The following is an 11816-nucleotide window of genomic DNA, read 5'->3' on the forward strand; positions in this document are numbered from 1 at the left end:
TTGATATACATGCGAAAAAACTATCGAAATAAAACCCCAGAAATCCAACGGTCTCTGGGGCTCCATTATATATTTAGCTCTTTTTGCTTTTTGTTTTGTTTATGTCTATACAGCAATTTTCGACTTATTAGAGAAATCACTAATAAGGTCAGAATTAATAAGATAAGTTGCATAAATGATAAATCAAAATATTTAGCACCTGTAACGATTAAAAGTGTAGAAATCGTGCCTTTTACAACGAAAAAAATAATAACCCATAACCCGCCTTTTTTCCAGTTCATTTTATATTACCCTTTCCTACGTTTAAATTCTTAAAATATTTAATGATAGTTCGTAAATATGACAACTTAATAGAAATCTATTATATTAACAAAAAATTCATGTCTAATTAAATGCGACGATTCTATATTAAGTGAAAATGATATTCATTGTCAATTTTATTGATTATTTGAATACTTATTCTCAATCTCTTTCTACTTTGTTTCTTATAAGCAATACACTTTTATATTCAAACAAAAACACCTCCATTACATTTGCACACTTAGTATGCGAATGCAAGAGGTGTTTTTTTCATATACCATCAGGTAAGATTTCCTGCTTTGTTTATTTCTTGATACTTAGCTATTTTTTAGTACACGATAACTGGATCATAAGTGTTCAAACTATCATATACAGTTTTTGCAACATTAGGAAGAAGGTTCACACACCCACCTGATCCTCCTGTTAAATAAGCATTATTTGCCCAGTCTTTTCGCCAACCGGCATCGTGGAACCCTTGACCGCTATTTGTGAATGGGACCCAGTAATCTACTTTAACTGCATAATCAGCTTTACCTACTGCGCTGCCTCTGAGCGTGTATGGTGTTCGTTTATATAGGACGTACCAAACACCTGGTGATGTATCTTCACCCGTGCTATGTTTACCAGTTACTACATTTGTTGTAACAACTAATTTTCCATCTTTATAAATCCAAATTTGTTGCTCTGCAATTGAAACTTCTGCATATGTGTCTCCGATGCCATTATTCGATGTTGTTTTATAACCGATACCTTCCTTCTCCCAACCATTTCCATGAATATTAGAAGCAGAAAGCGATTTTTCGCCTTTCTCAAAGGCTTGTTGAACTTGTTTAGTTTCTTTTTCAACATCTAGTGCCCAGCCGTAGCCTTGCCCTTTTACTGATATGATTGAACCGGAATGCGTTTTAAATGAGAAATCTTTATTTAATGTTGATTTGGCATTATTAATTTCAATAATTTTCTTCTTAATGTCGCTCGCGTCAATTGTAACTTTCATATCCTTTGACATAGAGGCATTTTGAATTAAATCTTTCGCTTTTAAAGGATAAACTTCATTCTGCACTTTATACTCAACAGACTGCCCAAGAAGATTCTGTAGTGCTTTCTCCTCTTTTTTGACAATTGGATCGTCTTCTTTAATAGGTTTTATGTATGCAGACTTCAGGTGAATTTCGCTTTTATATTTTTGCTTATCGTAATCTTTTAGTAGACTAGTAACGTCATACTGTTTTCCTTCAACACTTTTCGAAATAACTATTTTTCCTTGTTCTAGCTTCGCCATAGCATCTTGAGGCGCTTTTAATTTTGCATTCATAGAGATGAGCTTTTCTTCTACAAGTTTTTTCATCGTTTCACTACGATACTGATCTGCCTTCTCTGGTAGCAATGAATAATTTTCTCCCTTTGAGGTAGGGAAAAATGTCCACTGACTTTTTAATAGTTTCTTAACTTGAGGCAAATCTTTTTCCGTAAGTTCCGTTTTTGTATCTTTTTCATCTAAAATTTGTTGTTGATCAACATAGACTTTGTTTGCTAGTCCAGATGTCTTTAATTTCTGTATTGCCTGATCAGCGCTCAGACCACCAACTTTTGTGTCATTAATTGTAACATTCGAATTGAAGTGAGTTGCCTGATAATAACTCATTCCCCCAATAAGAAGTGCAATTACACCAATACCCACTGCGATAAACTTCCAATTTGTATAACGTTTTTTTGATCTTACTCGTTTTTGATCAATTTCTTCAACTGATTCATTTGTTGTATTGTTGTTCATCAATCTTTCCCCCGTATGCATTAACGTCAAACGATTTTCAACTAAAATCATAGACTAGTGTACCTTATTTTTCCTAAAATTTCATTATTTCCGACCACATTTTATCGCAATTCATCGATTAAATTTAGATTTTTTAATGGTACGATGCATTGAACATCCCTTTACAAGTCATAAAGTGAAATTTCAATCAATCGTTATACATCAAGAAAATTAGCTAAATCTTATTCGGAAAATTTTTCCTCTTTACGTAAAATACGAATTATATTCTCCATTTTATGAACATCACCCCCTAATTTTGTCAAAAAAATAAACGATAGTCCTTCTACATTTTTGATAAAAGGACTATCGTTTTTTCAGTTAGAGTATTTGTATAATCGTTTAACTTTTTATTTCCTGAAGGTCTAACGTGATGAAGATGATGAAATTTCATCTCATAGCCTTTAAATGAAAAACATTATGTTTTTTATGACAATCAAGTTTATTTTTATAAATTAAACCCTTAGCTTGATGCCTCCCATATATCCAGCAGCCTAAGATTAAGTAAGAGTCCATTCAACTAGATTTTTTCTAATATTTTTAGGTGCATCTTATTTCGCCTCGTCATATTTCACTAATTGAATTTAAAACACATCCGTATGCTATTTAGTAAAATTTACGATTCGAGACGTAATTATTGCAGTAATCAAGATAATAATAGCGGTTATCAAGCCAGATTCTCCAATCCAAATCTCAGTTTGATACCCTGTACTTGCACGTGTGAAAGGTCCTTGAATAATGGCATTCCAAGTAGCATGGATAATAACCGAAGGCCAAATGCTACCTGTGATAAGTCGTAAATAAGCTGTAATATAACTGAATGGTACAATACAAAGATAGATACCAAGTACTGAAAGAACGACAGATGGTCCCGCTACATATAGACCAGCAATAACTATTGGAACATGCCACGTTGCCCAAATCAATCCACTAATAAGGATGGGCCGTGAAAACTCTGCATCGACTAGCCTTGTGAGCATATAACCTCGCCAACCCATTTCTTCTCCCAAAGCCGGGATTAAGCCAAGCAAACTTCCGAAAATGCCGCTCAATACTACTAGATAAATGAAGTTGAATGGTGCCGTTACATACTGAAGCCCAAGCATATTGTAGATCGGTTCTAAAATAAACATACCAACTTCGGGATACTGAAACCCCGCAATTCCGCTCAACCAGGCGATAGAATAAGTAATTCCACAAATAATCATAGGGATTAGCAGAGCAAACCCAATCCCCTTCCATATCTTTAAGTTACCGAGACTAAAAGATACATCTTTAAACCCTTCTTTCAGTATTATGCGAGTCAAAATAGAAGATAATGCTGGGGTAAACATATATACCACAATAAGCGGCATACTTTTCGTAATTATTACTACTACATTTAGGATAATAGAAGTAATGATTAAGATACTCAAAAAGAGTTGAAGTCCTATTTTAGCACGTTGGATTTTATCTTTATTGTGGAACGATTTTGCGTGTAATATCATTTTAATCCGCCCTTCCCCTTTCATTCACTTGTTTATCGAATTTACTTCTTGTCATTTCCACAGACACAACTTAGAATAAAAATGTTTTTGTATACAGATTCATTCATCTTTAAAATCCCTCCCCAATTTATAGTCTAGTCTTACTTACGACTCATCAATGTAATTATTATTTATAAGTTGTCATAACCGATAGTACAAAAGTGTAATGATTAGTCTATGACCTGTGTCAATTAACCTTATGACAATATGTAACTAGAAAATATGATATGGAATAGATAACAATTGAATTAAGGCAATTGATTCGTTCAAGTACAATGAATCAATCTTGCTTTACAAATAATTCAATTGAGGTGGAAAAAATGAATAAGAAAAGCATAATTGCAATGGTTAGTACAGCTTTATTAGTCACAGGATGTGTAGAAGTAGGAAAGGCTCAAACAGTAGCAGTCGAAAATTCAGGTCAATCAATACAAAAAAATATAGTTAAATCCATACAATCACAGGCTTACCCATTAAAAACGATAGAGCCGTCAAAATCATTTGAGGATTTAAAACCACTTAAGAAAATGATTGGGAGCGCGCAATATGTGGGATTAGGAGAGAATACTCATGGAAGCTCTGAAATTTTCACTATGAAATTTCGCCTTGTGAAATATTTGGTTACTGAGATGGGTTTTACAAATTTCGCAATGGAAGAAGATTGGGGAAACGGCTTAAAGCTAAATGAATATATCCAAACAGGAAAAGGAAACCCTAGGGAGTTTTTAAACTTGTTATATCCTACTGATGAAATTATAGCCATGATTGAGTGGATGAAAGATTATAATGCCGATCCATCCAATAAAAAAAAGATCCAATTTATCGGGCTCGACTTAAAGGAATTGGACCAAGGTTGCTTTAATAAAGTAATTGATTATGTAAAGCTGCATCGACCAAATTTGCTGGCAGAAGTAGAAGAAAATTATAAAGAATTGTCGGCTTTTAATGGAAGTACACAGGAATATATGGACCTTGCTCCTGAAATAAAAGAAAAGTTCAAAGCAAACGCTGAGAGAGTAGCTCGATTACTAAAAGATGAGAATAAACAAGCCAACACAGAAATAGTTTCACCCGAGTACATCTGGGCGAAAGCAACGGCAAGTGCAATAGAGAAATTTACCACAATGCTAATTCCTAACGACTATCCAAGTATGTTAAAGCTACATGAGCAATACTTGGCCGATCATGCAATGTGGGCACAAGAAACATTTGGTGGTAAAACGATGGTATGGGGACACAATATTCATATTGCTAAAGGAATTATCGATGAGAAATTATACCCTTATGTTGCGGGGCAATTTTTGAAGGAACGTTTAGACAATAATTATGTCACAATTGGTAGTACAACTACGAAGGGGAATTTCACCTTATACAGCGAATATGATCCTTCTACTGGAGGTAAGATTACAACGCGTGCGATTCCACAAAATGTAAATAGTTTTAACTATACCCTCGGAAAAGTACCATATAACATGTTTTTATTGGATAACCGTCACCTTAAAGGACAAGCAGAGAAATGGGTTAAAGCCAAAAGACCATTACTAAGTATAGGGGGACAAATATTCCCAAACGAATCGACATACTTTGATAAATCATTGCTTGAGCAATTTGATATTATTTTTCACATTCGAAAAACAAGTCCATCTCATATTAAATAAAAGTACAAAACAATCCCGTTCTTGCAAATGCAAAAACGGGATTGTTTTGTGGAGGATTAATAAAATGAAACTTTATTCAGTAGGGGTTTTGTTCATCCCAACTGATTATCAGCCCTCACCAATCGGGCTTTTACGGACAGCCCGACCCCCACCTAACTTCTTTGCTTCCACCTGAATTTTGAGGTGGGGGTCTTACTCCCCGGCAAATAGCGGGATATAAGCATCTTTTTAACCAGCAGTAGGCTGCTCTCCCCTTTTTAGCATCATTTAGAAATGTCATATGACACTTTTACACTAGTGAGAATGACAAAAAAAGCAGTATGATTCGGTTATTACATAGATAGGAGCGATGAACTTTATGAAATCAAAATTCATCCAGAATGGTTATTTTTTATTGCTAACTTTCGTTACAGGATTGTTTTATTTTTGTTTTTATCTAATAGCTCTGCTATTTAGTTTCACCCTTTCATTTACTGTTGTTGGGATTCCATTAATTATGCGCGTACTACAGACTACCACACACTTTATCCAATTCGAGCGCATACAGACGAAAATTTATACAGATATTTCAACAGACTCTTACGATAGAAATATAACAATGGATACATCGAACTGGGCTCAGGTGAAATTAGTGCTTACAGATCGTTGTACTTGGTCTGCTGTCTATTGGTTAATGCAGAAATTTGTGATTGGCATTTTCAGTCTTATTAGTGCAATCATTTTTTATGTAATGCCACTTATGTTCCTGTTGGCACCACTACTGTATCGATACATCGATATGAATATTATATTCATACAGATAGATACGTTTACCAAGTCACTCTTTGTAATGTTTATGGGTATAGTATTTACCGCCATAAGTATTAGAATAGTAGAAGGTTTGACACAGAAAATTGGGGGCTATACACGTAGTATGATTCAGCAACTAAATCAATAGAAGTTTGCAGTCTGTGAGTAGTATCGCAGTTTTAAATTAAAAAGTATAATAAGGCATGAAGGATTAATTTATACTATAGGAAGTAAAAAGGTAGGCTATTTAGGGGGTAAATGACTTGTTAGATATGGTTAAGTATTGGTTTTGGTACGATTGGATTATGTTAGGAGTCCGTATACTTGTTAGTGTCTCTATCGCCATAACCACATTAGATTTTCAGGATAGTTTAACATTGCCACTTTGGATTGTTATTTTTTGGGAGGTTGTTGCCTTCTCGATTCCATGGGTAGCCTTACTGTTCAATTACAAATATTACTTGTTCACAGAAATACTGCTATATGGTGGACTGTGTATATATTTAACCTCTTTATTTCCGGAAGCTAACGTTACATTTCTGATATCGGCTTTTCTAATTGCTGCGAATAGTAAGCATTTGTCCTATTATTGGACAGCTCCAACAACAGTTTTTATAACAACTGGAATTCTCTATGCGGTTGCGCCAAGTAATAGCTATTGGATTTTGGTTACCTACTATGGACTTGCTTATGTAATGGGCTTCGCTTTTCATTTATTAATCGTCAATCATAAACAAAATGAATCAATTCGTAAACAAAACGCGGTACTTGAGCAATATATGTCTCAGATTGAACGCATCACACTGGCGGAAGAACGGAACAGACTGTCGAGTGAGCTTCATGATACAGTTGGTCATGCTTATACTTCTATTATTATGGGGATGGAAACGTTGCGTACCGAACTTTCTACTGAAATGGGTATACAGAGGCTAGACTCTCTGCTTGAAATGGGACGGAAAAGTATCGAGGACGTGAGAGGTTACCTACATCAAATGGATTCTTCATGTCAATCGCCTTCCTTAATTCAATCTCTACAAAATCTTGGAGCCGAATTTCAGGAGCACGCTCAGGTAAATGTAAGTTTTAGGACATTCGGAGAGGAATATCAGCTGTCTCGGCAAGCGAAGATCGCATTCATTCGTTGCTTACAAGAGTCCCTTACGAATGCAGTACGTCATGGTCAGGGAACTGAAATTATAGTTTCATTGCAGTTTGACGAACAATATACGAGGTTAGAAGTTCAAGATAATGGAAAAGGAAATGTAGAATGGCAGGAAGGCTTTGGTATGAATGCGATGAAAGAACGGGCAATGAACTTGCAAGGTCAATTGTCTGTATATACAAAGCCAGAGGAAGGAATGCTTGTTACATGTACCATACCGCGACAAACTGAAATAAAAGATGGACTTATTCGTTTGTTAATTGTAGACGATCAACCATTTGTTCGGGAAAGTTTGAGGACACTACTCGATAGATATGAAGATTTAAATGTAGTCGGTTTAGCTGAGGATGGCAATGAAGCCATCGATTTGTGTGGGCGCCTTCAACCCCATGTTATACTTATGGATTTAGATATGCAGCACATGGATGGAGTCGAAGCAACCAAAAAAATCAAGCAACAATGGCCACATATCCGCGTATTGATTTTCACAACTTTTCAGGATACCGAACAGGCGTTGGAATCCCTTCGCAACGGTGCGGATGGTTTTTTACTCAAATCTATTGAAACATTGGAGCTAGCTAATACGATCCGACTTATTCACAAAGGTGGGACACTGATTGATCAGGGAATGTCTCACAAAATATTTGAGAAGTTTGATGAGCAAAAAGAGACACCACAATCAAAAGCAACCGCTTATGAGCTAACAGCTAGGGAGATAGAAATATTGCAGCTAGTGGCAAAGGGACTTCGATACACTACCATAGCATCAAGGTTATATTTATCGAATGGTACGGTCAGAAATTATGCTTCCACAGCTTATACAAAGCTAGGAGTCCGCAACAAAGAAGAAGCTGTTCAAAAGGCTCTAGAAATTGGAATTATTGAATAAGAAAAATGTTTTTTGTTTCTCTACAGCAAGGTAAAATGTAGTTACAAGATACAGTAAAGGATAAAGTGAAACTTTAATCAGTGGGAATTTTGTTCATCCCCCACTGATTATCAGCCCTCACCAATCGGGCTTTTACGGGCAGCCCGCCCCACCTCACTTCTTTGCTCTCGCTGAATTTTGAGGTGGGGGTCTCACTGTCCGTTAATGCGGGATAAACTTATGAATTTAATTGAATATCATTTTTGATAGGTAATTTTTTTGAAAAATTTAACCCTGTTTTAAAAAATTTAAATAGCGTTACTACATATTGAATGTAGCAACGCTATTGTTTTCTATATTAGAAATTAAACATCTTTATTATCGCTATACGGAAGACAGTTTCAGGTCTTTTCATGTGGGGATTCCTCTAAACCAGTCCCCCTAATTCACTTGTTGTCTCTGAAAATAGTCATTTAAAAATATAGTTGCTAATTTCATTTCACTCTTCCTTGCACCCAAGTGGCAATATCATTTATAACATACTCTGGGATATTAGCAGGACTATACTATTCATCCGATTGACTTAATTCTCCTTCTCCTTCTGTAAAGAAGTGATTTAACTTTTGATACAGTCAATAATCAATGTTATCTCTCTCTTTTAATTGTTATTTCCAAAAAGGATTATCTATCATTCTTTATAAATTGCAAAATTTAAGGTCAGAAAAGGATTTCTATTTTTTATAAACAGGTGGAATGCTTTGTGGAAAATTGAAAATATCTTCTGGATCGTATTTAGCTTTCACTTGAGTCAATCGTTTAAAGTTTTCACCATAATATAAATCCGACCAATCTTTCATTGAGAGGTCAGGTGTGTTAACATAGACACCTTTCGTAAAAGGAATTAACGCGTGACGAAAAGCTTCTACCCAACGAATCCCTTGTGCAGCTCCCTCAGGTTTGTCCCAAGTGGAAAATAACACCATATTCATTAGAGCTTTTCGATAAAAATAAGCAGTTGCTTCCTCGGGTACTGCAGAAACAGTCCCCCCTAAGCCCTGAAAAAATATAGAAACAGTAGAATTAGGTGGAGATTGACTCATAAAATGTTGAATTGTAGCAATACCTTCTTCAGGTAATAAAGAATCCATAAAAGGTGCTACGCTTTTAAATGGAAAAGGAGTTGTAGGCTGATGATTGGATATTAACGTTATAGCTTCTAAATAAGAGAGTTCTTTTATGTCTACCTTTATAGGTGATCCAATTTTGAGAAGTGGTTGTATCAATTTCTGTAAGTCTGTAACTGATCCATGAAAAATCCCATGCATCAACACAGGAGCTGTCTTTTCTGAAGACAATAATAATGTAGGAGTAAAGCGTTTATCAGAAGTAGGTAGAGTATACTTTTGCCATTCCTGTATAACGGCTTTTAAATCTTGATGCCTCCAACTAACTTCAACAAAACCAACAGTCTTAATTTCCTGAGTACGAAAGCGAAAAGATGTACAAATACCGAAACTTCCGCCTCCACCACGTAAAGCCCAAAATAGATCAGGATGCTCCTGATCATTAACCTGCAATACACAGCCGTTAGCATCAACCATTTCTATTTCTACGACATGATCAAGTAGTAGTCCTAATGGTCGAGAAAGAATACCTTGCCCACCACCTAGCGCTATTCCTGCGATAGCTGGTTTAGGACAGACCCCATTAGGAATAGCTAATCCCTCTTTCCCAAGAAGCTCAGCTAGATGGAGATTTTTACAACCAGCTCCTACTGTAACAGTTTTTGATGTTGGATCTATTTTTATTTGATTTATCTCACTGACATCAATTACAATACCACCATCTAAAACTGACAAGCCTTCATAATTGTGCCCTCCTGAACGTACTCGGATAGGTACGTTATTATGTAACGACCATCGTACTGCATTCACAACGTCTTGAGTATTTTGTGCAAAGACAATAACAAAAGGGAATCTATTAAAAAATGTGTTGAACGCCTGACGTGCTGAATCATATTGCGCTTCACCAGGCGATACAATACGTCCTGTTAAACTTATATTTTCATCATAGAGCATATAGAAACCTCTCTCTCCGTACAAAAATTTTTAATGCTATCATGCTAATAATATGTATGTAAAAAAAAGTAAGAACCGCCAATTATATTGGTGATTCTTACTTTTTTTCATAAAATTAAACAAATCCTTGCAGCTTTTAAATCGACAAAAGCCGTTTTTGAGCCTTTATTTTTACTATATGGCGTAGTGACGCATACATACCTATCAACCTTGCTTGATGGTGATAGGACACGGCAACAATCCTTTCTCTTTCGGGCTACTCATTATAAATAATAGATTTTCAGGGTGAAACTTTAACTTATGAGATTATAGCATTACAAGCTTTAAAGAAAACTCATACAAATTAATCCTATTAAATAAAACTTGCCAATGGCCCCTAAAAGTAGTAATCGTTGCCGCGCCCCTTCTTAGATAAAAGATAAATTTTTAATTTAAAATCTAAAATAAATAGTTTATGGACTGTAGTGCTAGTCCACCTATTATTTCTAAATTTCTTGTACCCATTCAAAATAATCAATAAAACGAGGTCCGATTATGTCTATACTTCGTATAAATAACATCATTACATTAATCTTTTTTCGGGAGTACAATCCCTTTATATAATTGAACTGTAATCAAGTAATAAATCGAGTAAATTACTACAAAAATAACAAGTGGTAACCAAATACGAAAGTACGGATCGATTAAAAGCGATCCAAACATGTTCATACCAACTAATATGTGAGTAATCCCCACAATTGCTGGGAATAAGAATATGAAGAATAACTCTTTATAGATTGATTTTGTTAATAATTCTCGGCGAACACCAATTTTACGAAGCATTTGATAACGTGCTACATCTTTTGATGCTCCCGACAGAACTTTAAACATTAAGCAACTTGCCATCATTGCTAAAAATGCAACTCCAACGAAAAAGCCCATAAACATTAGTCCGCTGGAAAAATCATGACTCGTAATATATTTTTGATACTTACTATCCAATTCTTCCGCTTTCACATTTTTATATTTTGCTATCTGTAATTCATCAAGTTTTTTCCATTCTTTTATGTATGATCCAAAATCATCTGTTTTCCCTATAAATACAGTACTTTCTTTCCCCTTCAACCCATCGTATATGTTTTGTTCTACAATTTTGATTTCATAATCAGGATACATATAATTTGGCTGGATCGTTCTGAAAGCCTGAATCCATTGTTTTGTGTCGATCTCTCCTTTAACCCATTTTATTGAAAATGCACCAATTGGTACTTCCTCTGAAACTTTCTCTATTTTCATACCTTGCAAGAAAGGACGATTTTTTTCTACATCTTCTTTAAGATAATAAACATACCTATCATCAACTTTGTAATGGTATTCAAATTTTTCTTGAAATAAGATACCACCCAAAATTGTCTTTTCTTCCGCAGTTGGATTATGAATGACTGAATCGTAAATTCGCATTTGATCTGTCATGTTTATAATGTTGTTTTTAAATGCCATACCACAAGCAATTCCACCAGCACCAAGAGCCACTAAAATTGCTACTGTTGCAAGCACATTTGTTAGACTATTAATGCGGAAATTTAATTGTGCAAAAGTAAAAGCATTGAGGCCTTTTTCACTACGTTTTTTATTACTCTTTAGCT

General features: G+C 35.1%; 7 protein-coding genes and 2 pseudogenes. 3 read left to right on the plus strand and 6 right to left on the minus strand.

The features are described from left to right. Window positions 1-65: 65 nt before the first annotated feature. The 3 genes from DOS87_RS17110 to DOS87_RS17120 form a co-directional block, all read right to left on the minus strand. Window positions 66-281, minus strand: coding sequence for a hypothetical protein (locus tag DOS87_RS17110; RefSeq protein ID WP_001104104.1), 216 nt, complete (start codon window positions 279-281; stop codon window positions 66-68). A gap of 347 nt (window positions 282-628) precedes the next feature. After that, complete coding sequence (locus DOS87_RS17115) at window positions 629-2074, minus strand: L,D-transpeptidase family protein (protein WP_001064075.1); 1446 nt, start codon at window positions 2072-2074, stop codon at window positions 629-631. A 638-nt stretch (window positions 2075-2712) separates the two neighbouring features. Next, a complete protein-coding gene (locus DOS87_RS17120) occupies window positions 2713-3597 on the minus strand; it encodes a CPBP family intramembrane glutamic endopeptidase (RefSeq protein ID WP_017763372.1) in 885 nt (294 codons plus the stop codon). A 359-nt stretch (window positions 3598-3956) separates the two neighbouring features. Here DOS87_RS17120 and DOS87_RS17125 point away from each other — a divergent pair, with 359 nt between their 5' ends. The 3 genes from DOS87_RS17125 to DOS87_RS17135 all read left to right on the plus strand — a co-directional run bounded on the left by DOS87_RS17125 (window position 3957) and on the right by DOS87_RS17135 (window position 8134). Further along, a complete protein-coding gene (locus DOS87_RS17125; RefSeq protein ID WP_017763373.1) occupies window positions 3957-5294 on the plus strand; it encodes an erythromycin esterase family protein in 1338 nt (445 codons plus the stop codon). Between the two features lie 358 nt (window positions 5295-5652). Further along, entirely contained in the window at window positions 5653-6231 is a 579-nt protein-coding gene (locus tag DOS87_RS17130; protein ID WP_098578211.1) for a sensor domain-containing protein, read from the plus strand. A gap of 115 nt (window positions 6232-6346) precedes the next feature. Beyond that, window positions 6347-8134 (plus strand): helix-turn-helix transcriptional regulator, encoded by a 1788-nt coding sequence (locus tag DOS87_RS17135; RefSeq protein ID WP_000886420.1) that lies wholly within the window; start codon window positions 6347-6349, stop codon window positions 8132-8134. Window positions 8135-8607: 473 nt separating this feature from the next. Here DOS87_RS17135 and DOS87_RS17140 read toward each other — a convergent pair. From DOS87_RS17140 to DOS87_RS17150, 3 genes and pseudogenes are all read right to left on the minus strand, one after another. Further along, window positions 8608-8802 (minus strand): annotated as a pseudogene (locus DOS87_RS17140) (hypothetical protein); the annotation flags it as partial. A gap of 42 nt (window positions 8803-8844) precedes the next feature. After that, window positions 8845-10191, minus strand: coding sequence for an FAD-binding oxidoreductase (locus DOS87_RS17145; RefSeq protein WP_000964999.1), 1347 nt, complete (start codon window positions 10189-10191; stop codon window positions 8845-8847). 567 nt (window positions 10192-10758) lie between these two features. Then, window positions 10759-11816, minus strand: a pseudogene (locus DOS87_RS17150) (ABC transporter permease); the annotation flags it as partial.

It is taken from the genome of Bacillus sp. CR71, from assembly GCF_003429245.1.
GTDB classification, from domain to species: domain Bacteria; phylum Bacillota; class Bacilli; order Bacillales; family Bacillaceae_G; genus Bacillus_A; species Bacillus_A thuringiensis_S.

Coding starts and splice junctions, on each gene's coding strand:
- DOS87_RS17110 (WP_001104104.1), bottom strand. CDS start 281: ATGAACTGGAAAAAAGGCGGGTTATGGGTTATTATTTTTTTCGTTGTA.
- DOS87_RS17115 (WP_001064075.1), bottom strand. CDS start 2,074: ATGAACAACAATACAACAAATGAATCAGTTGAAGAAATTGATCAAAAA.
- DOS87_RS17120 (WP_017763372.1), bottom strand. CDS start 3,597: ATGATATTACACGCAAAATCGTTCCACAATAAAGATAAAATCCAACGT.
- DOS87_RS17125 (WP_017763373.1), top strand. CDS start 3,957: ATGAATAAGAAAAGCATAATTGCAATGGTTAGTACAGCTTTATTAGTC.
- DOS87_RS17130 (WP_098578211.1), top strand. CDS start 5,653: ATGAAATCAAAATTCATCCAGAATGGTTATTTTTTATTGCTAACTTTC.
- DOS87_RS17145 (WP_000964999.1), bottom strand. CDS start 10,191: ATGCTCTATGATGAAAATATAAGTTTAACAGGACGTATTGTATCGCCT.